The sequence below is a fragment of the Kribbella sp. NPDC051137 genome (genome assembly GCF_040682535.1).
Classification (GTDB): Bacteria; Actinomycetota; Actinomycetes; order Propionibacteriales; family Kribbellaceae; genus Kribbella; species Kribbella karoonensis.
The window spans coordinates 145,437-165,787 of the sequence record NZ_JBFBBI010000006.1 but is presented as its reverse complement, the minus strand read 5'-3'; the positions used below and the strand labels follow the sequence as shown (position 1 = coordinate 165,787).

The window sequence follows — 20,351 nt, the reverse complement described above, 5'->3', positions numbered from 1 at the left end:
TACCGAAGGTAGCATAACTAGGTAGGGTGGGCCCATGGCTTCCAGCACCCGGCCGCCCGGCCGGCCCCGGTCCAGCGTCGACGCGGAGGTGTTCGCGGCGACGCTGCGGACGATCGACGAGCTCGGGTACACCCGGGCCACGGTCGACCGGATCGCCGCCGCGACCGGGATCGCGAAGACGACGATCTACCGCCGCTGGCCGTCGAAGGGCGCACTGGTCACGGCGACGCTGGTGGACTCGTTCGGCCCGTTGCCGCTGACCGGGAAGGACCGCGACGCGGACGTCGCCGCCGCGATCCGGTACGGCGTCCGCGCGGTCGCCGAGCCGGGGGTGGCCGCGGCGTTCGCCGGGGTGTTCACCGACGCGATCGGGGATCCGGCGCTCCGGGAGATCCTCGCCACCCAACTGCAGGACCCGTACCGGAAGGTCCTGATGGAGGCCCTCGGGCTGTCCGAGCAGCGGGTGCTGTTCGTGATCGACGTGGTGATCGGGACGCTGCTGCACCGGATGGGCATGACCGGCGAGCCGATGGTCGAGGCGGACGTCCAGGACCTCATCCGGATGCTCCAACGCGAACTCCGCTAGCTTTTCGGAGCTTTTCCGTCGCTCAGCGCCGGAAAAGTTCCGGGAAGCGGGTGTTCAGACCGTGTCCAGCTCGGCGACCGCGTCCGCCGGGAGGACGAGGTCGCGGGCGGCGACGTTCTCGCGGAGGTGGTCGAGCGAGGACGTGCCGGGGATGACGACGCTCGTGCTGGAGCGCTGCAGCAGCCAGGCGAGCGCGACCTGCTGCGGCGTGGCGTCCAGCCGGGCCGCGACCTTCGCGAGCGTCTCCGACTGCAGCGGGCTGAACCCGCCGAGCGGGAAGAACGAGGCGAACGCGATGGTGTGCTCCGCGCAGTACTCGACGATGTCGTCGTCCTCGCGGTTGACCAGGTTGTAGAGGTTCTGCACGGTGACGAACGGCGCGATCGCCGCCGCCTCCTGGAGCTGCGGCATCGTCACCGCGCTCAGCCCGAGATGCCTGATCAGCCCCTCCTGCTGGAGCTCGGCGAGCACGGTGTAGGGCTCGGCGATCGAGTCGTGGTTGGGCTCCTCGCGGGCCGCGGTCCGCAGGTTCACCACGTCGAGTACGTCGAGACCGAGGTGCTCGAGGTTCTCGTGGACCTGCCGCCTGAGGTCGTCCGGTTCGAGGGCCACGTCCCAGGACGCGTCCGGGCCGCGCCGGGCGCCGACCTTGGTGACCAGGTGCAGGCCTTCCGGGTACGGGTGCAGCGCCTCCTTGATGATCTCGTTGACCACGGCCGGGCCGTAGAAGTCGCTGGTGTCGATGTGGGTGACGCCGAGCGCGACGGCCTCCCGCAGTACGGCGATCGCCTGGTCGCGGTCCTTCGGCGGCCCGAAGACGCCGGGGCCGGCCAGCTGCATAGCGCCGTACCCCATCCGGGTGATGGTGAGGTCGTCGGCGAGGGTGATGGTTGAGTTCGTCATGTCTCCACTGTTCGTCGGCGGGCGCGGAACAGGGAGTACCCCGTCGTTCCTGGTAGTGACAGGGCACAGGCTGTCACGGCGCAGCCGGTCTACCGTGGAGGCATGGAGAACGCGCTGGGCGACTACCTGCGGGCGCGGCGCGAACAGGTCCGGCCCGAGGAGGTGGGGATCCGCAGCGTCGGCCTCCGCCGGGTGCCCGGGTTGCGCCGCGAAGAGGTCGCGATGCTCGCCGGGATCAGTTCGGACTACTACCTCCGCCTCGAGCAGGGCCGGGACCGCAACCCGTCGGTGCAGGTCCTCGACGCGCTGGCCGACGTACTGCGGCTGGACGCGGACGCGCGGGACTACCTCCTCAGCCTGCTGCAGCCGGTACGGCGGGAGCCTCGCGCGGAGCTCGCGCCGGAGAGCATCGTCGAGCTGATCGACGGCTGGCCGAACAACCCGGCGTACGTGCAGAACAAGTACACCGACGTGCTGGCGGTGAACGCGCTCTGCGCGGCGCTCTCGCCCAACTACCGGGTCGGCGTCAACCTGCTGACCGCGGTCCTGCTCGATCCGCGCGAACGCGAGCTGCGCCGGGACTGGGAGGACCTGTCCGAGGAGGGCGTCGCGGTACTGCGCTCCGAGCTCGGGCCGAACGTCGACGATCCGCGGCTGAAGGAACTGGTCGGCGAGCTCTCGGTCCGCAGCGAACGGTTCCGTCAGCTGTGGGCGCGGCACGAGGTCCGCCCGCGCCGCGGCCGCCTCAGCCGGCTGACCCATCCGGAGGTCGGCGACCTCGACCTGCGCTCGGACAAGCTGACCGTGGGCGGCACCGACAACGTGACGCTGGTCGTCTTCCACGCCGTCCCCGGATCGCGCGACGCGGAGTCCCTCGCCCTCCTCGGAAGCCTGGTCGCCCGGCTGGGAGACGTGCCTAGGCCTGCCGAGCGAAGGCCCGAATGATCTCCGGGTACGCCGCGAACGCCGTACCGGTGTGGTCGACCGCGCCCATCGAGTGCACCGTCACGTCGCCGCCGCGCCGCCTGAGCGAGGTCGCGCACGAGTCCGCGTTGGCGGCTACGACGTCGGTGTCCTTCGTCCCGCTGTACAGGTGTACCGGAACCCGCGGCGTCCAGTCCTGGCAGACCTGATCGGCCGCTTGGATCGCCCGCAGCAGCCGCCCGGTCGGGTGCTGCAGCCGCGCGGCGAACTCCGGCGTGAACAGCTTCCCCGGCGACCCCGGCAGCCCGGCGACGATCTCCTCGTCGCTGTGCGACCCGTCGAACAACCCCTCGACGGTCGACGCGTACGGCGCCTGGAACGCCTGCCGCGGGTCGTCGTACAGGCCGACCGTCCGGTTCCACGCGGTCACGAGGTACGCCAGGTAGAACGTCGCGGTCGGCGGGATGACGCGCCCGTCGAAGGCGGCCGGCAGTTCCTCGCCGAGCAGGTCGTACGGACCCGCCACCGCGCGCAGCGCCCCGAGCCGGAACGGGCCCACCTCGCCGCGGCTCAACGCCCGGCCGAACGCGAGCGACGCCCGGCCGCCCTGCGAGAAGCCGGTGACCAGAACGTCCCGCTTGAACGCCACGCCGTGCTGCGCCGCGAACCTACGTGCCGCGAGCAGGAGATCCGCCGAGGCCGACGTCTCGGTCTTCGTGTCGAGGTACGGGTGCGGGCCCGGGCCGAGCCCGAGGCCGAGGTAGTCCGGTGCCACCCCGACCAGCCCCTGCCCGGCGAACAGCGCCGTGACCAGGCGATCCGTCGACGTCGGGTCGACCGACGCCGGGGCGGCCTTGGTCGCGTTCGTGCCGTGCAGGTACTCCGCGACGGTCAGCGCACCCTTGCGGCCGTCCGGAAGCACGACGATCCCGCTGGCCGTTGTCGGGCGGCCGTGGGCGTCGGTGGTGCGATAGATCAGCCGGTACGCCGTGACGGCGTACGACGACTTCGGTGCGCCGGGGAAGTCCGCTGCCACCGCGTCGAGCTGAGCTGGTGTCAGGTGGGCGATCGGGGTTGCCGAGGTACGAACAACTGTGCTCTGCGGAGGGTGCCCAACCGCGCCGAACGCAGCGACTGGGTAGGTGAACAACGCAGCGGCGGCGAGGGTAGCGGCGAGGGTCTTGGTCAGGCGTGACGTCATAGACCAAGCCAACTGCCGCACGCCGCCGCGCAGAATGGTGTGAGATCCCGGGCGTGGGTGGGGTTATGCCTACCTGAGCAGGTTGTTGTACAGCTCCACCGTGCGCTGCGCTACCGCGTCCCAGCCGAACTGGGAGACCGCGCGCTCGCGTCCGGCCTTGCCCATCGCCGCGGCGCGGGCCGGGTCGTCGACGAGGGCGTTGATCCCGTCCGCGAGCTCGCGTTCGAACGTGTCGGTGTCGTTCTCGTCGTACGGCACCAGGATGCCGGTCACGCCGTCGTCGACCACCTCGGGGATGCCGCCGACCGCGCTCGCGACGACCGCGGTCTCGCAGGCCATCGCCTCCAGGTTGACGATCCCGAGCGGCTCGTAGATCGACGGGCAGCAGAACGCCAGCGCGTGCGTGAGGACCTGGCGGACCTCCTCGCGCGGCAGCATCTCGGACACCACGAACACGCCGTCGCGCGCCATCCGCAGGTCCTCGATCAGCGCGTCGGTCTCCGCCTTCAGCTCGACCGTGTCGGCCGCGCCGGCGAGCAGCACGAGCTGCACGGACGGGTCCAGCCGCAGGCCCGCGCGGAGCAGGTGCGGCACGCCCTTCTGCCGGGTGATCCGGCCGACGAACGTCACGTACGGCCGGTCCAGGTCGACGCCGAGCCGCTCCAGGACAGTCGTCGACGGATCCGGGTGGTAGAAGTCGGCGTCGATGCCGTTCGAGATCACGTGCACCCGGGACGGATCGATCGACGGGTAGCAGTCCAGTACGTCGTCCCGCATCCCGCGGCTGACCGCGACGACGGCGTCGGCCGCCTCGTACGCCGTCCGCTCCGCCCAGCTGGACAGCCGGTACCCGCCGCCGAGCTGCTCGGCCTTCCACGGACGCCGAGGCTCCAGCGAGTGCGCCGTCACCACGTGCGGTACGTCGTACAGCAGCTTGGCCCAGTGGCCGGCCATGTTCGCGTACCAGGTGTGCGAGTGCACGAGCTGCGCGTCCCCGACCGCCGCGGTCATGGTCAGGTCGGTGGAGAGGATCCGCAGCGCGGCGTTCGCGGTGGGGATCCGCGGGTCGTCCTCGGAGTGCGCGGTCGCGCCTTGCCGGGGCTCGCCCATGCAGTGCACGTCCACGTCGATCAGCCGGCGTAGCTCGCGGACCAGGAAGTCCACGTGCACCCCGGCCCCGCCGTACACGTCCGGAGGAAACTCACGCGTCAGGATGGCGACCTTCACAATCTCCGACCATAGGTCATCAGGCCACCTGTGTCGGCACCCAGAAGCGCAGCTTTCCGTGTCGTTCGTCTTCCAGTTCGCCACCAGCTGCCTCGATCACCTTGCGCGAGGCGGTGTTGTCCACATCGCAGGTGACCAGTGCCGGGTCGATTCCGAGGGCGGCCGCGATCGGGAGTGATTGGGCGAGCATCTGGGTTGCGTACCCCTTCCGGCGCGCGGACGCCCGGACCCAGTACCCGATGTGGCCCCCGACCTCGGTGAGCGCGGGCGTCAGGTCGTGACGGATCGACAGCCGGCCGAGCAGCTCGACGCCGTCGACGAACCACAGCACGGTCTGGTGCACGATGCCGGGCGGAAGCACGGTCTCCGGCTCGGCCTCCCGCCGGATCGCCTCCACCAGGTACCGGAACGCGGCCGGATCCGCGGCCCGTTCCCGGGTCCACAGCTCGTCGTCCTCGGCGACCGACTTCGGCCCGAGCCAGTACAGGTCCTCCGGGGCGAGCTCGTCCCAGGCCTCGAGGAACGAACGGTGAACGGCAACGGTCGGAACGACGAGCATCGGCATCTTTACAGTGTCGCGACACTCGCAACCGCTTATGCACCGGGGCGTCCGGAGCTAAGGTGCGGACATGGCAAAGGCGCCCAGAGTTCTCGGAATCGTGCTGGCCGGCGGCGAGGGGAAGCGGCTGATGCCGCTCACGGCGGACCGGGCCAAACCGGCCGTGCCGTTCGGCGGCAGTTATCGGCTGATCGACTTCGTGCTGTCGAATTTGGTCAATGCCGGCTATCGAAATCTCTGCGTGCTGACCCAGTACAAGTCGCACTCGCTCGACCGGCACGTCACGCTGACCTGGCGGATGTCGACGTTCCTCGGCAACTACGTGACCTGCGTCCCGGCGCAGCAGCGGCTCGGTCCGCAGTGGTACCAGGGCAGCGCGGACGCGATCTACCAGTCGATGAACCTGATCAACGACGCGGACCCGGAGTACATCGTGGTCTTCGGCGCCGACCACGTGTACCGGATGGACGCCTCCCAGATGGTCGCCGCGCACATCGAGCGCGGGAACGGCGTCACGGTGGCCGGCATCCGGGTGCCGCGGGTGGAGGCGACCGAGTTCGGCGTGATCAAGACCGCCGCGGACGGGCACCTGATCGAGGAGTTCCTGGAGAAGCCGGCCGACCCGCCCGGGCTGCCGGACTCGCCGGACGAGACGTTCGCGTCGATGGGCAACTACGTGTTCACCCGCGACGTGCTGGTCGAGGCCCTCCGCAAGGACGCCGCCAACCCGGCCTCCCGGCACGACATGGGCGGCGACATCGTCCCCATGCTCGTTGCCGAGGGCAAGGCGGGGGTGTACGACTTCCAGGAGAACGACGTACCGGGGGCGCTGGACCGGGACCGTTCGTACTGGCGGGACGTCGGGTCGCTGGACTCGTACCACGAGGCGCACATGGACCTGGTGTCGATCCAGCCGGTGTTCAACCTGTACAACAACGAGTGGCCGATCTTCACCTCGCACCCGCAGCTGCCGGGCGCGAAGTTCACCGACGACGCGACCGTCGGCGAGTCGATCGTCTGCCAGGGCTCGATCGTGTCCGGTGCGCACGTCGACCACTCGGTGCTCGGGTCGAACGTGGTCGTCAACGCCGGTTCCGACCTGCAGAACTGCGTGATCATGGACAACTGCAAGATCGGCCGCGACGTCGTGCTGAAGAACGTCATCCTGGACAAGAACATCGTGGTCCCGGACGGTACCGAGATCGGCGTCGACCCGGACTACGACCGGCAGCGCGGGTTCACGGTCTCCAAAGGCGGCGTGACCGTGCTCGGCAAGGGGCAGGTGATCCCGTCGGCCGTCGCCCCGGCCGCGACGGAGGTCGCTGAAGCGTGACGCTGTCCGAGGCGGGTGCGCTGGAACTCGATGCGGCCGACCCGGGGCATCGGGAGCTCTTCGACGTACCGCCGGCGCAGGGCGGGAAGTACCCCGAGGTGGCGTACTTCGCCGGGAACTCGCTCGGCCTGCGCCCGAAGGCGACCCGGACCGAGCTGCTCGAGGACCTGGACGCGTGGGCCGCGCTCGGCGTCGAGGGGCACCTGGACGCGGCGCGGCCGTGGCTGCCGTACCACGAGCTGCTGACCGGTCCCGCCGCGCGCCTGGTCGGTGCGCTGCCGAGCGAGACGGTCGTGATGAACTCGCTGACCGTCAACCTGCACCTGCTGATGGTGTCGTTCTACCGGCCGACCCGGTCGCGGCACCGGATCGTGATCGAGGACGCGGCCTTCCCGTCGGACAGTTACGCCGTACGGTCGCAGGTCCGGTTCCACGGGTACGACCCGGAGGACGCGGTGATCCGGCTGCGGCCGCGGCCCGGGGAGGACAGCCTGCGGACGGCGGACGTGGTCGAGCAGCTGGGCGGCGACGTGGCGCTCGTCCTGCTCGGCGGGGTGAACTACCTGACCGGCGAGTTGATGGACATCCCCACGATCACGAAGGCCGGTCACCTGGCCGGCGCGGTGGTCGGGTGGGATCTCGCGCACGCGGCCGGGAACGTGCCGTTGTCCCTGCACGACTGGGATGTGGACTTCGCGGCGTGGTGCTCGTACAAGTACCTGAACGCCGGGCCGGGCGCGTTGGCCGGGGCGTTCGTGCACGAGCGGCATCTCGGTGCGGACATGCCGCGGTTCGAGGGGTGGTGGAGCACGGAGGCCTCGACCCGGTTCGAGATGCGGCCGGAGGCGCGGCCGCCGGCGACCGCGGACGCGTGGCAGGTGTCGAACCCGCCGATCTTCTCGATGAGCCCGGTGCGGACGTCGCTGGAGCTGTTCGACAAGGTCGGTATCGGCGTACTGCGGGAGCGGAGCCTGCGGTTGACCGGGTGCCTCTCGGAGTTGCTGACGGGATTCGAGGTGATCACCCCGGCGGATCCGGCGCGGCACGGTGCGCAGTTGTCGGTGCGGGTCCCGGGCGGTGCCGGCGCGTTGTCGCGGCGGCTACGGTTCGAGTACGGCGTGATCGCGGACGCGCGCGAGCCCGACGTCCTGCGGCTCGCGCCGGTGCCGCTCTACTCGACGTACCACGACTGCTGGCGCGCGGCCGCCGCACTGACCGAGGTGATGGAATGAAGGTCGCGATCGTCGGAGCCGGGCTGACCGGGTCGCTGCTCGCCTGCTACCTGGCGCGGCGCGGGCTGTCGGTGACGCTGTACGAACGGCGGCCGGATCCGCGGGTGGCCGAGGTCGAACGCGGGCGGTCGATCAACCTGGCGATCTCCGAGCGCGGGCTGGACGCGCTGCGGCGGATCGGGCTGGTCGACCAGGTGATGGCGGACGCGCTGCCGATGAAGGGCCGGATGATCCATCCGGTCAGCGGACCGCTGGACTTCCAGGCGTACTCGGCGTCCGGGGAGCGGGCGATCAACTCGATCAGCCGGGGCGTTCTGAACAACGCGCTGCTGTCCGCGGCGGCGGCCGCCGACGGCGTGACGGTGGAGTTCGAGCACCGGTTGGTGGAGCTCGACTCGGCCGCCGGCGAGCTGGTCTTCGCGACGCCTGCGGGGAAGGTGTCGGCGTCGGCCGATGTGGTGCTCGGTGCCGACGGTGCGGGGTCCGCCGTTCGGGAGCAATTGCTTGCCGAGGGCGTCGTTGCGGAGAACGTGGAGTTCCTGGACTACGGGTACAAGGAGCTGTCGATCCCGAGCGCAGGTGGGGAGTTCGCGCTGGATCCGGGCGCGTTGCACATCTGGCCGCGCGGTACGTCGATGATGATCGCGCTGCCGAACCCGGACCGCTCGTTCACCTGCACGCTCTTCTGGCCGGCCGGGTCCTTCGACGCGCTGACCAGCACCGACGGGATCTCGGCGCATTTCCGGGAGAACTATCCCGATCTGTTGCCGTTGGCCCCTGATCTGGTCGACGACTACCTGAACAATCCGGTCGGCGTCCTGGGCACGGTCCACACCCTGCCGTGGCAGGCGCACGGCCGTACCGCGCTGCTCGGCGACGCGGCGCACGCGATCGTCCCGTTCTACGGCCAGGGTGCGAACTGCGCGTTCGAAGACGTCGTCGAACTCGACCGCTGTCTCGACGACACCGGCGGCTCCTGGGCCCGGGCACTTCCGCTCTTCGAGGCCCGCCGCCGGGAGAACACCGAGGCGATCGCGGAGATGGCCCTCGCGAACTTCGTGGAGATGCGCGACAAGGTGGCGTCCCCCGTCTTCAGGTTGCAGAAACAACTCGAGCACACCCTCGAACGCCTCCTCCCCGGCAGGTACGTCTCCCGCTACGAGTTGGTCTCCTTCACCACCACCCCCTACGCCGAGGTCCAGCACCGGGTCCGCCGCCAGCATCAGGCGCTGGGGGTGGGCGCGGCGGCCGCGGCGGGTGTACTGCTGGGACTCGCCCGGAGGCGACGGAAATGAGCCTGTGGTCGCCTGACCTGCTGACCGGGCAACCGGCGTCCGTCGGGGTGCTGCGGCATTTCGTGGACGGGGCGTTCGTGGAGAGTACGGCGCGGTTCGCGAAGGTTTCGCCGGTGACGGGGGAGCAGATCTTCGAGGTGTGTGAGGCCGACGCGGGGACCGTGGACGCGGCGGTGGACGCCGCACGGGCGGCGTTGAAGGGCCCGTGGGGGCGGATGAGCGAGCAGGAGCGGGCCGTCGTGCTGCGGCGGGTCGCGGACGGGCTCGAGCGGCGGTTCGAGGAGCTGGTGGCGGCGGAGGTCGGGGACACCGGGAAGTCGATCGGCCAGGCGCGGACGTTGGACATCCCGCGCGGTGCGGCGAACTTCCGGGCGTTCGCCGACTTCGCGACCACGGTGCCGACCGAGTCGTACACCACGACGCTCCCGGACGGACGGCGCGCGCTGAACTACGCCGTACGGAAACCCGTCGGTGTCGTCGCGATCGTCGTACCGTGGAACCTGCCGTTGCTGCTGCTCACCTGGAAGGTCGCCCCGGCGCTTGCCTGCGGCAACACCGTGGTCGTGAAGCCCTCCGAGGAGACCCCGTCCTCGGCGACCGTACTCGCCGAAGTGATGGCGGACGCCGGCGTACCGAACGGCGTCTTCAACCTCGTCCACGGCTTCGGGCCGTCCTCGGCAGGCGAGTACCTGACCAGGCATCCCGGCGTCGACGCGATCACCTTCACCGGCGAGTCCGCGACCGGCACCGCGATCGCCAAGGTCGCCGCGGACCGCGTGAAGGCCGTCTCGTTCGAGCTGGGCGGCAAGAACGCCGGCCTGATCTTCGCCGACGCCGACCTGGACGCGGCCGTCGAGGGCTCCGTCCGCTCGGTCTTCACCAACGGCGGCCAGGTCTGCCTGTGCACCGAACGCCTGTACGTCGAACGCCCGGTCTTCGATGCCTTCACGTCTCGCCTCGCGGCACGCGCCGCCGAACTCACGTACGGCTGGCCCGCCGACGAGGCCACGACCAACATGCCGCTGATCTCGAAACAGCACCGCGACAAGGTCCTCTCGTACTACGACCTGGCCCGTCGCGAAGGTGCCGACGTACTCACGGGCGGCGGCGTACCGACGTTCGGCGACGCCCGCGACGGCGGCTTCTACGTGCAGCCGACCGTCGTCACCGGCCTGCCCGCCGACGCCCGCACGAATCGGGAAGAGATCTTCGGCCCGATCTGTCACGTCGCGCCTTTCGACTCCGAGGCGGAAGCGTTCGCCCTCGCGAACGACTCCGACTACGGTCTCGCCGCCACCGTCTGGACCCGCGACGTGGGCCGCGCCCACCGGGCCGGCGCCGCCCTCGACGTCGGCCTGTGCTGGGTCAACACGTGGTTCCTGCGCGACCTGCGGACGCCGTTCGGCGGGGTGAAGCTGTCCGGTGTCGGACGGGAAGGCGGGCGGCATTCGGTGGACTTCTACACCGAGACCACGAACGTCTGCGTGGAGCTGTCATGACCCTCGTGCCCGGGAAAGCCACGCCTAGAGGCAGGTTCCCGCATGTGCGGGTGAGCGGTGGGTTCGCGTTCGTGTCGGGGACGTCGAGCCGGCGGCCGGACAACTCGATCGCCGGGGCCTCGGTGGACTCGCTCGGGACCGTGTCGCTGGACATCCGGGTGCAGACGCGGGCCGTGCTGGACAACATCCGGGACATCCTCGGCGCCGTCGGCGCGGGGCTCGAGGATCTGGTCAGCGTGACGACGTACCTGGTGTCGATGAACGACTTCGGGGGGTACAACGAGGTGTACGGCGAATTCTTCGACGAGTCCGGGCCGGCCCGGACCACCGTCGCGGTCCATCAGCTGCCGCATCCCCAGCTGCTGATCGAGATCCAAGCGGTTGCGGCGATCCCGCAGCCTTCGAAGGAGGAGTAGGGCATGGCGAACCTGAAGTCGACGAACTTTCCGCAGTGGATCGAGGACAACAAGCACCTGCTCAAGCCGCCGGTCGGCAACAAGCAGATGTTCCCGACCGGGGACGACTTCATCACGATGGTGGTCGGCGGCCCGAACCAGCGCACCGACTTCCACGTCGACCCGTACGAAGAGTTCTTCTACCAGATCTCGGGTGAGCTCAAGGTCAACGTGATGACCGACGACGGCCCGGCGACGGTCGCGGTGAACGCCGGCGAGATGTGGGTACTGCCGCGGAACATGCCGCACTCGCCGCAGCGCGGCCCGAACTCGATCGGCCTGGTGATCGAACGGGTCCGGGAGCAGGGCACGCTGGAGAAGTTCCGCTGGTACTGCGCGAACTGCAACGGCATCGTGCACGAGGTCGAGCTGCAGGTGAACGACATCGTCGAGGACCTGCCGCCGGTGTTCAAGGCGTTCTACGACAGCGAGGAGGCCCGCACCTGCCCGAACTGCGGCACGGTGCACCCGGGTAAATGACGGTCGACGTCCACACCCATCTGGTCCCGCACGGCTGGCCGGATCTCGCCGCGGCCTGCGGCGGGGACGGCTGGCCGTGGCTGCGGATCGACTCCGAGCGGGCCGCGATGATCATGGTCGGTTCGACCGAGTTCCGGCCGATCGGACCGCAGGCCTGGGATCCGGCGGTCCGGCGTACCGACATGGATGCCGACGGCATCGATCTGCAGGTGGTGTCGCCGACGCCGGTGTTCTTCTCCTACGAGCGACCCGCCGCGCAGGCGGTCAAGCTCGCCGAGATCTTCAACGACCTGACGCTGGAGACGCTCGCCGGCGATCAGCGGTTCGTGCCGTTCTGCCAGGTGCCGTTGCAGGACCCGGACCTGGCCTGTGCCGAGCTGGACCGGGCCCGCGCGGCCGGGCACGTAGGCGTGGAGATCGGCAACCACGTCGGTGACAAGGACCTCGACGACGCCGGGATCGTTGCCTTCCTCAAGCACTGCGCGGAGACCGGCACGCCGGTCCTCGTGCATCCGTGGGACATGCCGGGCGGCCCGCGGCTGGACCGCTGGATGGCGCGCTGGCTGACCGGGATGCCCGCCGAGACGCACCTGTCGCTGCTGGCGATGATCCTCGGCGGGGCCTTCGACGCGCTGCCCCGATCACTGCGGATCTGTTTCGCGCACGGGGGCGGGAGTTTCGCGTTCTGGCTCGGCCGGCTGGAGAACGCCTGGCACCGGCGCGGCGACATCGTCCGCGGTTGCTCGGAGCACCCACCGTCGGCGTACCTGGACCGGATCCTGGTCGACACGGTCGTGTTCGAATCAGCGCCATTGCGGCTACTTGTCGATACCTTGGGGGAAGACCGCGTTCTGGTCGGCAGTGACTATCCCTATCCACTGGGTGAGCGGCCGGTCGGGGAGGTGGTACGGAAGTCCGGCTTCCTGACCGCGGAGCAGCAGCACAAACTGATGACGGCCAACGCCCTGCGCTACCTCGGGAGGTCTGGATGAGTGAGGACCGGTCGGTACTGTCGCGCAAGGCGCCCGATCCCGATCAGGAGCTGCGGTACGGCGACCACGAGGACCAGGTGATCGACTACTGGCACGCCAAGGACTACCGGCCACTCGTGGTGTTCATCCACGGCGGGTTCTGGCGGCCGGAGTACGACCGAGTGCACGCCCGCTCACTAGGCGCCGCCCTGTCCGACCAGGGCTGGCCCGTGCTACTGCTGGAGTACCGCCGTCAGCCTGGCAACCCGGACGCGGCCACAGCTGACATCCGTACGGCGTTGGACGCGCTACCGGACCTGGTGGACGTCCAGGCGGGGTACGTGCTCATGGGCCACTCCGCAGGCGGCCAGTTGGCGCTCTGGGCCGCGGCCACGCTCAACCCGGTCCGCCTCCGCGGTGTGCTCGCCCTGGCACCGGTAGCCGACCTGCTGATGGCCGACCAGCAGAAACTCGACAAGGGCGCCGTACAGGACTTCATCGGCGCCGGAGTCCGCAACGACCTGGATCCGGTCCACCTCCCCGCACCGATAGCCCCGGTCACCCTCATCCACGGTGTCAACGACTCGGTAGTCCCCATCTCCCTCACCGAGTCGTACTACAGCGCCCACCCCACGTCCCACCTCCACCGCGTCGAACACTGCGGCCACTACGAACTGATAGACCCCCAGTCCGACCCCTGGCACGAAGTAACCACCGAACTGACCCGCCTGACCAGCTGAGCGGAGCTACTTCAGGCGCTTGGCGGCGGTGAGCAGGCCTTCGGAGGTGGGGAGGAGGGCGGAGACCAGGGTGTCGTCGTCGCGGACGGCGCGGATCAGGTCCCGGAGGGCCATCGTGTCGGCGTCGCGGTGAGCGGGATCGGCGACCTTGCCGCCGGTGAGGACGCCGGCGAAGGCGACCGTGCCGCCGGGGCGGAGCAGGCGGAGGGCCTCGTGCAGGTACGCCGTGTTCTCGCGGCGGTCGGCGTCGCAGAACACCAGGTCGTAGTGGCCGTCGGTGAGCCGGGTGACGACGTCCAGGCCGGCGCCGGCGATCAGCCGGAACCGGTTCGACGCGACGCCCGCGTCCAGGAACGTCTTGCGGGCGAGCCGCTGGTTCTCGGCGTCGATGTCGACCGTGGTCAGGGTGCCGTCGGAGCGCATCCCGCGGAGCAGCGCGAGACCGGAGACGCCGGTGCCGGTGCCGATCTCGACGACCGCCTTCGCACCCGCACCCGCGGCGAGCAGGCTCAGCGCGGCGGCCGTGCCCGGCCCGATCGGGACGACACCGCTGTCCGAGGCGCTCGCCCGCGCACCGGTGACGACCTCGTCCTCACCGGTGTAGTCCTCGGCGTAAGCCCAGGACGTCGGGTCGATGCCGGTGGCGATGGCGTCCTCCCAGTGGTCGGCTGCGTGATGTGCGGCTGCTGTACCCATGCTGAACCGAAGCCTAGCGGTTGGAGGTGCGCTTTCCGTGCTGCACGCGCGGAGGCTGCGCACTCCTGCTCATAACAACCTTGCCCTGATCAGATATGATCGTCTCATCGAGACGTGGCTCACCTGGTGAGGGAGGTGTGTTGAGTTGAGGTCAGGCCCGGATGACGTCGATGCCGGCTTCCTTGAAGACGGCCAGCTGGCTCTCGTCGGCCTGGGCGTCGGTGACCAGGGTGTCGATCTCGCTCAGCTCGCAGATCCGGGCGAAGGCGCGCTGCCCGAGCTTGGAGGAGTCGGCGACCACGACGACCTTCGCGGCCCGGCTGACGATCAGCTGGTTGATGTTCGCCTCGCCCTCGTGATGGGCGGTGGCGCCGGTCTCGTCGATGCCGTCGACGCCGATGAACGCGATGTCCAGCGACAGGTCGGACAAGATCCGGTGCGACAGCGGCCCGATCATCTCGTAGGACTGCGGCCGGGCGACGCCGCCGGTCAGCACCATCTTCACGTGCGGCCGGACGATCAGCTCGTTGGCGATGTTCAGCGCGTTGGTCACCAGCGTGAAGGCCGGCTCCCCGTGCTCCGCGGACAGCTCCGGCCGGGTGGCCAGCGTCCGCGCCACCTCGGAGATCGTGGTCCCGCCGTTCATCCCGATCACCATGCCGCGGCGGACCAGCGTGGCCGCCGCCTGCGCGATCCGCTGCTTCTCGGACGCGAAACGCGCAGTCTTGTAGCGCAGCGGCAGGTCGTACGACACCGCGTTGGCCACCGCGCCGCCGCGGGTCCGGGTGAGGAGTTGCTGCTTGCCGAGATGGTCCAGGTCACGCCTGATCGTGGCCGCGGACACGTGCAGCTGCTCGGCGAGCTCGTCGACGTCGATGGCGCCCTTCTCGGCGAGCGATTCGAGCAAGGTGTTGAGGCGTTCATAACGCTTCACCCGGGGCTCCTCCTTCACACAATCGGTCAGCCGGGTGGCGGCTGGTTGGCACCATTCGATCACGTTCGAGCAGTTTCGACCATGACAAGTGCGGAGACGACATGACCCAAACGCCATTCGTGAGCAGTGAGATCGCCACTCAGCCGGAGCTCTGGCGACAGGTCTCGGAGGGTTTCGCGCAGTACGGCAGCGCACTTCCGAAGGCCGGACAGCGGGTCGCCGCGGTCGGCTGCGGTACGTCGTGGTTCATGGCGATGGCGTACGCCGCGCTGCGCGAGGACCTCGGCCAGGGCGAGACCGACGCGTTCGCCGGATCCGAGTTCCCGGCGGACCGGAGGTACGACGCGGTCGTGGTGATCAGCCGCTCCGGTACGACCACCGAAGTACTCGACCTGATCCGTGCCACCGACCTGCCGACCGTGGCGATCACCGCGACCGCCGGGTCGCCGATCTTCGACCTTGCCGACCAGACCATCCTGCTGGACTTCGCCGACGAGCAGTCCGTCGTACAGACCCGGTTCGCGACCACGACGCTGGCGCTGCTCCGCGCGTCGCTCGGCGAGGACCTGTCGAAGGCCGCCGCGGACGCTCAGACCGCGTTGACCCTCGACGTCGACGACCTCGCGAAGCTCGAGCAGGTCACGTACGTCGGCACCCGCTGGACCGTGGGTCTGGCGCACGAGGCCGCGCTGAAGCAGCGGGAGGCCGCGTCGGCGTGGACCGAGGCGTACCCGGCGATGGACTACCGGCACGGCCCGATCGCGATCGCGCAGCCCGGCCGCGGTGTCTGGATCTTCGGCGAGGCCCCGGCCGGCCTGGTCGACGACGTCGCCGCCACCGGCGCGACGATCGTGCAGCACCCCGAGCTGGACCCGATGGCGTCCCTGGTGGTCGCCCAGCGGGTCGCCGTCGCCAAGTCACTCGCCCTCGGCCTGAACCCGGACCAGCCGCGCAGCCTGACCCGCTCGGTCATCCTCGACGATCAGCAGTAGATCCTCCCGAACAACGCGAACAGCGTCGCCGCCGGATCGGTGTTCGGCAGCGGGTTGTACGACAGCGTCGCGTGTTTCGTCGTGCCGTGCAGCGAGTACGTCGTGTACCCGAGCAGCTCGCCGCTGTGGCCCTCGACCGCCTTGCCGCACGGTAGGTGGAAGCGCTGCAGTCCGAGCCCGTAGTCGAAGAGCGGGGTTGCGGAAACGTAGCCCCGCATCTCGCCGAGCGTCCTGGCGGTGAGCAGCCGCCCGCCGAGCAGTGCGTCGAAGAACCTGTTCAGATCGCCGGTCGTGGCGATCATCTCGCCCGCGGCGCCGTCGAGGGACGGGTTCATCAGCGTCGCGTCGACCAGCCTGCCGTCGACCTCGGCGTACCCGCGGGCGTGCGGTACCGGGAGACCGGGGCGATCGCCGGGAACGCTGGTCCGCGTCAACCGCAGCGGATCGAGGATGCGGCGGCGGACCTCCACGCCGTACGGCTGTCCGGTCAGCTTCTCGATCAGCAGGCCGGCGATCACGTAGTTGGTGTTGGAGTAGTGCCAGCCCCCTCCCGGCTTGAAGTACGGCTGATGCTGGAACGCGACCGCGAGCAACTCCTCCGGCTCGTAGTGCCGGAACCGGTCCGCGCCGCGCCAGCGGTTCGTCGAGTAGCCGGCGTCGTGGGCGTAGTCGTAGATGCCGCTGGTGTGGTTGAGCAATTGCCGGACGGTGATGCGGCCACCGTCGGGCACCAGGCCAGGCAGGTAGCGGTCGATCGGTTCGTCGAGCCGCACCCGGCCCTCGTCGACGAGTTGCAGTACGACGGTGGCGACGAACGTCTTGGTGACGCTGCCGATCCGGAAGTACCCCGACGGTACGGCGGCACCTGCCGCGGCCCGCGTCCCGTCGACGGCGAGCAGGGCGGACGACGCTGCTCCGTCGTCGACGAGCCGGTGGAGTTCGGCGTCCGGGAAATTGGTGCCGGAGGCAATCATCACGGTGGTCAGGGTGGCGGCGAGTACGTTCATGCCAGGAGGTTATGGGCGCGCTAAGCCCTGCCGACAGGGGGCTTTCCACCGGATCGACCGGGGGACAACCCCACCTTCGACAGGCCGCCGAGGAGTGCCGCGACGACCAGGCCGAGGCCGGCGACGACGAGCGCGAGACGTGTCCCGGTTGCCGGGACCAGCAGTCCGGCGGCGGCCTGGCCGAGGGCGGAGGTGCCGACGCGGAGACTGGCCGCGGTGGTGCTCACCCGGCCCTGGAGGTCCGGCGGGCTGTACTGCTGCCGCGCCGCGAACATGGCCGGCAGGGTGGGACCTTCGGCGAGGCCCGCGGTGACGGCGAGGGCAATCAGCACAGCGAAGGACGCGGCGAGCGACCACGTGCTGAGGACCAGCCCGTACGCCGCGACCGACAGCATTACGACGTACTCCGGGCGCAGCTTCAACCGGCTGAGCAGGAGCGCCGTGGTGACGCTGCCGAGCTCGACCGCCGTCCAGAGGTAGCCGGCGGCGGATCGGGGCTGTCCGAGGGACGGCATGTGCAACGGCAGCGCGATCAGCAGGATGCCCGTGCAGCCCATCAGGAGGGTGGTCGTCACGGTCGAGGCGCGCAACGGCGGCGTCCGCGCGAGGTGCCGGAGGCCGCCGATCACCGACGCGAGGAACGGCTCGCCCGAGGCGCCGACGGGCGGGAGCGCCGGCAGGCGGGTGATCGCGACGATGCTCAGCACGGCGGCGCCGACGATCACCACCACGGCCGCGTCGACCGAGACGGCAGCGGCCAAGGTGGCCGCGGTGGCGGGTCCGGCGATCGCGGCCGCGCTGAAGCTGACGGACTCGAAGGCGTTCGCCCGGGCCAGGCGCTGTGGGCTGAACAGGCTCGGCAGCATGCTCGTGAAGCCGCCGCTGACCATCGGCAGCGTCGCGCCGGCGACTGCGGCCAGCGCCGGGGCGATCCAGTCGGGACCGCGCCCGACGGTCGTCAGCAGGACGAGCATGACGGCGGCGAGCGTCGCCTGGTTGACGGCCAGCGCGCTGCGGCGGTGCGGCGTACGGTCCAGCCAGGCACCGAGCAGGGGACCGGTGACGATCGCGGGGAGTGCGTACGCGGCACCGGTGAGGCCGGCGAGGGCCGGGCTGTCGGTACGGTCGAGGACCAGCAGCACGAGCGTGAACGCGACCATCTCGTCGGCGAACCGGGCCAGCGTCGCCGCCAGGTAGTAACTGGGCACGCCGACCTCCAAGTAACGCAATAAGGAGTGTTACGCGTTACAATAACAAAAGCGTTACGGGAGGAGTCCAGTGGAAATTCAGTCCCCGGACCGGCTGATCCGGCTGGCCGTCGACTTGGTGAACACCCGCACCCGGGAGCCCGAGGCACTGACCTCGACGGCCGAGCTTCGGGACTTCCTGCTCGGGCACGGTGAGCCGGAGCCGGTCGAGGTCGATGCGCGTGACCTCGAGCAGGTCCGAGCGGTGCGGGAGCGCTTACGTCCGGTCTTCGAGGCGGCCCCGGATGCCGCGACGCGGGTGCTGAACGGGGTGCTGGAGGAGTACGCCGTACGCCCGTACCTGTCGGATCACGACGGCTCGCCGTGGCATCTGCACGTCGCGGAGCCGGAAGCTTCCTGGGCGGAGTGGCTCGCGGCGACGACGGCTCTCGGATTGGCCACGTTCGCGGCCGGCCACGGGTTCGAGGCGCTCGGGGTCTGTGCCGCAGCGGACTGCGAGCGGGTCTTCGCCAACGCGGCCGAACGGCGCCCTCGACGTTTCTGCACTCCCCGCTGCGCCACCCGCACCCGGGTCGCGACTCATCGCGCCCGTCGGACCTGATCGAACCCAAATCGTTGCGAAAGCAGTTTCGCCTGAGGTCTGGTGTTTGCGAAAGCGCTTGCGCTACCGTGCGGAAACGGTCGGCCTGCTGACCGACATCCCCGCAGAGGAGTTCCGATGAACAGGTTTGCAATCCGTTGTGCTGCAGGGCTTTCCGTGCCGTTCCTGCTCGTGGCCTGCTCGAGTGCGCCGTCCTCGGGCGGTGATTCCGGTACCGGGTCGAGCCCGGGCGGACAGGTCACGATCACGGTCGGTGACCGGCCGCCGAGTTCCGACCCGGAGAACCGCAAGCAGTTCGACTCGCGGGTGGCCGGCTTCGAGAAGGCCAACCCGGACATCAAGCTGAAGCCGGTCGAGACGATCTGGGACGCGACCACGTTCCAGGCGCAGGCCGCCGGCGGGCAGCTCCCCGACGTACTGAACGTGCCGTTCACCGAGCCGCAGGGCATGATCGCCCGCAAGCAGGTCGCCGACCTGACCAAGGTGCTCAAGGACGACGGTCTGCTGGACCAGCTGAACCCGAACGTGCTGAAGATCGCCCAGGACCAGTCCGGCAACGTGTTCGCGGTGCCGACCGCGGCGTACTCGGTCGGCCTGGTCTACAACCGCGACCTGTTCACGAAGGCCGGGCTGGACCCGAACAAGCCGCCGGCGACCTGGGACGAGGTCCGCGCGGACGCCAAGCTGATCGCGCAGAAGACCGGTCAGGCCGGCTATGCGCAGATGACCACGAAGAACACCGGCGGCTGGATGTTCACCACCCAGACGTACGCGTTCGGCGGGTCGATCGAGAACGCGGACGGCAGCAAGGCGACGTTCGACGACGCCCCGTCGAAGGCCGCGCTGCAGGCGCTGCACGACATGAAGTGGGTCGACAAGTCGATGGGTCAGGCAGTGCTCTACGACATCGACGGCATCTCCAAGGCGTTCGCGGCCGGCAAGATCGGGATGTACATGTCCGCCCCGGACGCGTACCACACGCTCGTCGACATCAACGGCCTGAAGCCGTCCGCACTCGGCGTCGGCCCGATGCCGCAGCAGGACGGCGACCACGGCACGCTGTCCGGTGGCAGTGTGCAGATCGTCAGCCCGAGCGCCACCGACGCCGAGAAGGCCGCGGCGATCAAGTGGATCCGGTTCAACTACCTGAACAAGTACGTCGACGAGACCGCCGCGGTGACCAGCGCCAAGAACGGCGTGGCGGCGAAGCTCCCGGTCGGCGTACCGGGGCTGCCGGTGGTCGCGGCCGACCAGTACTCGAAGTACCAGTCCTGGATCAAGCCGTACGTCAACGTCCCGCTGGAGAACTTCGCGCCGTACACGAAGGTGGCGGCCGGCCAGAAGATCATCGCCGAGCCGCCGGTGAAGGCTCAGGAGGTGTACGCCGCGCTCGACCCGGTCGTGCAGACCGTACTGGGCAACGAGAAGGCCGACATCTCCGGGCTGCTCAGCAAGGCCGCGGCCACCGTGGACGCGAAGCTCGGGCGCTGAGTTGCTCCGCCGTCTAC

The 20,351-nt window shown here is 69.8% G+C and carries 21 protein-coding genes; 13 read left to right on the top strand and 8 right to left on the bottom strand.

The window, feature by feature from the left end:
• The first annotated feature begins 34 nt into the window (after positions 1-34).
• Positions 35-586, top strand: coding sequence for a TetR/AcrR family transcriptional regulator (locus AB0M51_RS31325; RefSeq protein ID WP_344193048.1), 552 nt, complete (start codon positions 35-37; stop codon positions 584-586).
• Positions 587-640: 54 nt separating this feature from the next.
• On the opposite strand, the gene AB0M51_RS31320 is transcribed toward AB0M51_RS31325, so the two are convergent.
• Positions 641-1,489 (bottom strand): oxidoreductase, encoded by an 849-nt coding sequence (locus tag AB0M51_RS31320; RefSeq protein WP_344193050.1) that lies wholly within the window; start codon positions 1,487-1,489, stop codon positions 641-643.
• Between the two features lie 102 nt (positions 1,490-1,591).
• On the opposite strand from AB0M51_RS31320, the gene AB0M51_RS31315 reads away from it, so the two are divergent.
• Positions 1,592-2,434, top strand: coding sequence for a helix-turn-helix transcriptional regulator (locus tag AB0M51_RS31315; RefSeq protein WP_344193052.1), 843 nt, complete (start codon positions 1,592-1,594; stop codon positions 2,432-2,434).
• On the opposite strand, the gene AB0M51_RS31310 is transcribed toward AB0M51_RS31315, so the two are convergent.
• The 3 genes from AB0M51_RS31310 to AB0M51_RS31300 form a co-directional block, all read right to left on the bottom strand.
• A complete protein-coding gene (locus tag AB0M51_RS31310) occupies positions 2,406-3,614 on the bottom strand; it encodes a hypothetical protein (protein WP_344193054.1) in 1,209 nt (402 codons plus the stop codon). The two genes, AB0M51_RS31315 and AB0M51_RS31310, sit on opposite strands and share 29 nt — an antisense overlap.
• Positions 3,615-3,683: 69 nt before the next feature.
• The gene (glgA, locus tag AB0M51_RS31305) at positions 3,684-4,841 is read right to left on the bottom strand and encodes a glycogen synthase (RefSeq protein ID WP_344193056.1); all 1,158 of its coding nucleotides are present in this window, start codon (positions 4,839-4,841) and stop codon (positions 3,684-3,686) included.
• Between the two features lie 19 nt (positions 4,842-4,860).
• Positions 4,861-5,406, bottom strand: coding sequence for a GNAT family N-acetyltransferase (locus AB0M51_RS31300; protein ID WP_363751657.1), 546 nt, complete (start codon positions 5,404-5,406; stop codon positions 4,861-4,863).
• A 64-nt stretch (positions 5,407-5,470) separates the two neighbouring features.
• On the opposite strand from AB0M51_RS31300, the gene glgC reads away from it, so the two are divergent.
• The 8 genes from glgC to AB0M51_RS31260 are packed head-to-tail and all read left to right on the top strand — an operon-like array spanning position 5,471 to position 13,405.
• A complete protein-coding gene (glgC, locus tag AB0M51_RS31295; RefSeq protein ID WP_344193061.1) occupies positions 5,471-6,733 on the top strand; it encodes a glucose-1-phosphate adenylyltransferase in 1,263 nt (420 codons plus the stop codon).
• Positions 6,730-7,965, top strand: a complete 1,236-nt coding sequence (gene kynU / locus AB0M51_RS31290) for a kynureninase (RefSeq protein ID WP_363751655.1) — start codon at positions 6,730-6,732, stop codon at positions 7,963-7,965. The genes glgC and kynU overlap by 4 nt, the downstream gene beginning before the upstream one ends.
• On the top strand, positions 7,962-9,260 hold the full coding sequence (locus AB0M51_RS31285; protein WP_344193067.1) for an NAD(P)/FAD-dependent oxidoreductase: 1,299 nt from the start codon (positions 7,962-7,964) through the stop codon (positions 9,258-9,260). Before kynU ends, AB0M51_RS31285 begins: the two co-directional genes overlap by 4 nt.
• A complete protein-coding gene (locus AB0M51_RS31280) occupies positions 9,257-10,759 on the top strand; it encodes a 2-hydroxymuconic semialdehyde dehydrogenase (protein ID WP_363751652.1) in 1,503 nt (500 codons plus the stop codon). The genes AB0M51_RS31285 and AB0M51_RS31280 overlap by 4 nt, the downstream gene beginning before the upstream one ends.
• Positions 10,756-11,175 (top strand): RidA family protein, encoded by a 420-nt coding sequence (locus AB0M51_RS31275; protein WP_363751650.1) that lies wholly within the window; start codon positions 10,756-10,758, stop codon positions 11,173-11,175. The genes AB0M51_RS31280 and AB0M51_RS31275 overlap by 4 nt, the downstream gene beginning before the upstream one ends.
• Before the next feature lie 3 nt (positions 11,176-11,178).
• Positions 11,179-11,694: a 3-hydroxyanthranilate 3,4-dioxygenase gene (locus AB0M51_RS31270; RefSeq protein ID WP_363751648.1), complete on the top strand. Its 516-nt coding sequence runs from the start codon at positions 11,179-11,181 to the stop codon at positions 11,692-11,694.
• Positions 11,691-12,686, top strand: a complete 996-nt coding sequence (locus AB0M51_RS31265) for an amidohydrolase family protein (protein WP_363751646.1) — start codon at positions 11,691-11,693, stop codon at positions 12,684-12,686. The genes AB0M51_RS31270 and AB0M51_RS31265 overlap by 4 nt, the downstream gene beginning before the upstream one ends.
• Positions 12,683-13,405, top strand: a complete 723-nt coding sequence (locus AB0M51_RS31260) for an alpha/beta hydrolase (RefSeq protein WP_344193079.1) — start codon at positions 12,683-12,685, stop codon at positions 13,403-13,405. The genes AB0M51_RS31265 and AB0M51_RS31260 overlap by 4 nt, the downstream gene beginning before the upstream one ends.
• 6 nt (positions 13,406-13,411) lie before the next feature.
• On the opposite strand, the gene AB0M51_RS31255 is transcribed toward AB0M51_RS31260, so the two are convergent.
• Positions 13,412-14,101 (bottom strand): O-methyltransferase, encoded by a 690-nt coding sequence (locus AB0M51_RS31255; protein ID WP_344193083.1) that lies wholly within the window; start codon positions 14,099-14,101, stop codon positions 13,412-13,414.
• A 151-nt stretch (positions 14,102-14,252) separates the two neighbouring features.
• On the bottom strand, positions 14,253-15,035 hold the full coding sequence (locus AB0M51_RS31250; RefSeq protein ID WP_130384025.1) for a DeoR/GlpR family DNA-binding transcription regulator: 783 nt from the start codon (positions 15,033-15,035) through the stop codon (positions 14,253-14,255).
• Positions 15,036-15,136: 101 nt separating this feature from the next.
• On the opposite strand from AB0M51_RS31250, the gene AB0M51_RS31245 reads away from it, so the two are divergent.
• Complete coding sequence (locus tag AB0M51_RS31245) at positions 15,137-16,027, top strand: SIS domain-containing protein (protein ID WP_363751643.1); 891 nt, start codon at positions 15,137-15,139, stop codon at positions 16,025-16,027.
• On the opposite strand, the gene AB0M51_RS31240 is transcribed toward AB0M51_RS31245, so the two are convergent.
• The gene (locus AB0M51_RS31240) at positions 16,018-17,034 is read right to left on the bottom strand and encodes a serine hydrolase domain-containing protein (protein WP_344193089.1); all 1,017 of its coding nucleotides are present in this window, start codon (positions 17,032-17,034) and stop codon (positions 16,018-16,020) included. The two genes, AB0M51_RS31245 and AB0M51_RS31240, sit on opposite strands and share 10 nt — an antisense overlap.
• 20 nt (positions 17,035-17,054) lie before the next feature.
• Positions 17,055-18,242 (bottom strand): MFS transporter, encoded by a 1,188-nt coding sequence (locus AB0M51_RS31235; protein ID WP_344193091.1) that lies wholly within the window; start codon positions 18,240-18,242, stop codon positions 17,055-17,057.
• Between the two features lie 70 nt (positions 18,243-18,312).
• Between AB0M51_RS31235 and AB0M51_RS31230 the strand changes: the two genes are divergently transcribed.
• Positions 18,313-18,843 (top strand): CGNR zinc finger domain-containing protein, encoded by a 531-nt coding sequence (locus AB0M51_RS31230; RefSeq protein WP_344193093.1) that lies wholly within the window; start codon positions 18,313-18,315, stop codon positions 18,841-18,843.
• Positions 18,844-18,960: 117 nt separating this feature from the next.
• Positions 18,961-20,334: an extracellular solute-binding protein gene (locus tag AB0M51_RS31225; RefSeq protein ID WP_344193095.1), complete on the top strand. Its 1,374-nt coding sequence runs from the start codon at positions 18,961-18,963 to the stop codon at positions 20,332-20,334.
• Positions 20,335-20,351 lie beyond the last annotated feature (17 nt).

Bases quoted from the DNA above. Each gene is read 5' to 3' on its own strand.
- AB0M51_RS31325 (WP_344193048.1), top strand. From the start codon at position 35: ATGGCTTCCAGCACCCGGCCGCCCGGCCGGCCCCGGTCCAGCGTCGAC.
- AB0M51_RS31320 (WP_344193050.1), bottom strand. From the start codon at position 1,489: ATGACGAACTCAACCATCACCCTCGCCGACGACCTCACCATCACCCGG.
- AB0M51_RS31315 (WP_344193052.1), top strand. From the start codon at position 1,592: ATGGAGAACGCGCTGGGCGACTACCTGCGGGCGCGGCGCGAACAGGTC.
- AB0M51_RS31310 (WP_344193054.1), bottom strand. From the start codon at position 3,614: ATGACGTCACGCCTGACCAAGACCCTCGCCGCTACCCTCGCCGCCGCT.
- AB0M51_RS31300 (WP_363751657.1), bottom strand. From the start codon at position 5,406: ATGCCGATGCTCGTCGTTCCGACCGTTGCCGTTCACCGTTCGTTCCTC.
- glgC (WP_344193061.1), top strand. From the start codon at position 5,471: ATGGCAAAGGCGCCCAGAGTTCTCGGAATCGTGCTGGCCGGCGGCGAG.
- AB0M51_RS31285 (WP_344193067.1), top strand. From the start codon at position 7,962: ATGAAGGTCGCGATCGTCGGAGCCGGGCTGACCGGGTCGCTGCTCGCC.
- AB0M51_RS31280 (WP_363751652.1), top strand. From the start codon at position 9,257: ATGAGCCTGTGGTCGCCTGACCTGCTGACCGGGCAACCGGCGTCCGTC.
- AB0M51_RS31275 (WP_363751650.1), top strand. From the start codon at position 10,756: ATGACCCTCGTGCCCGGGAAAGCCACGCCTAGAGGCAGGTTCCCGCAT.
- AB0M51_RS31270 (WP_363751648.1), top strand. From the start codon at position 11,179: ATGGCGAACCTGAAGTCGACGAACTTTCCGCAGTGGATCGAGGACAAC.
- AB0M51_RS31265 (WP_363751646.1), top strand. From the start codon at position 11,691: ATGACGGTCGACGTCCACACCCATCTGGTCCCGCACGGCTGGCCGGAT.
- AB0M51_RS31260 (WP_344193079.1), top strand. From the start codon at position 12,683: ATGAGTGAGGACCGGTCGGTACTGTCGCGCAAGGCGCCCGATCCCGAT.
- AB0M51_RS31255 (WP_344193083.1), bottom strand. From the start codon at position 14,101: ATGGGTACAGCAGCCGCACATCACGCAGCCGACCACTGGGAGGACGCC.
- AB0M51_RS31245 (WP_363751643.1), top strand. From the start codon at position 15,137: ATGACCCAAACGCCATTCGTGAGCAGTGAGATCGCCACTCAGCCGGAG.
- AB0M51_RS31240 (WP_344193089.1), bottom strand. From the start codon at position 17,034: ATGAACGTACTCGCCGCCACCCTGACCACCGTGATGATTGCCTCCGGC.
- AB0M51_RS31225 (WP_344193095.1), top strand. From the start codon at position 18,961: ATGAACAGGTTTGCAATCCGTTGTGCTGCAGGGCTTTCCGTGCCGTTC.